Raw genomic sequence first — 747 nt, forward strand, 5'->3', positions numbered from 1 at the left:
TAACAGATACTTATTTACAAATAACATAAGACACGACACAGGAACACAGTTAAACCTTTGGAGCACAAACAGTATAAGGTTATTATCAAATGCCAATAATATATTAGAAGTAAAACCAACACAAATAGATTTTAATGCCAACGTTGTATCTGCTTATAGCATTACTGCAGATGATTTAATTGAAACATCTGATAAAAGATTAAAAGATAATATTGAAAATGTTGATGAAGATTGTAGCGAGATAGTGAAAAAGGTTGAAGTTAAAACTTATAATATGAAAAGTGATGATAAAAAGAAAAGTCATATAGGTTTTGTAGCACAGGATGTTAAAGAAATACTACCGAAGAAATTTGAAGCAGTAGTAAATGATGATGGGGAACGTATGGGAATAAATTATGGCAAGATGTCGGCAATATTATGGAAATGTTGCCAAGAACAACAGAGTAAGATTGAACATTTAGAAAGTAGGTTATTTGAATTAGAAGATATAGTAAAAGAATTAAAAGATAATAAAAAACCAAAAGCAAAAGCAAAAGCAAAAAGTAAAAGTTAAATCTCAATTAAATATATAGAATGGGAAATAGTGGTTCAAAAAATGAGGAAACAAATGATGTAAAAGCAGTTCAAGAAATGGATGAAAATGAATTGAGTCAGAAAGACAAGATTTTTGGAAAGGCAATTCTAAATTTATATGAAGAAATCAAAGAAGTCAAAAGTCAAAAGAAAGACAAATTAATCTATACAATT

Annotated in this window: 1 protein-coding gene; it reads left to right on the forward strand. The window is 28.0% G+C overall.

Annotation, left to right across the window (positions count from 1 at the left end; translation table 11 throughout):
- Positions 1-553: tail fiber domain-containing protein (locus OIF36_00460; GenBank protein MCV6598944.1), on the forward strand; the 553-nt coding region annotated here is incomplete at its 5' end.
- Between the last annotated feature and the right edge of the window lie 194 nt (positions 554-747).

This window comes from Alphaproteobacteria bacterium (genome assembly GCA_025800285.1).
GTDB lineage: Bacteria > Pseudomonadota > Alphaproteobacteria > JAOXRX01 > JAOXRX01 > JAOXRX01.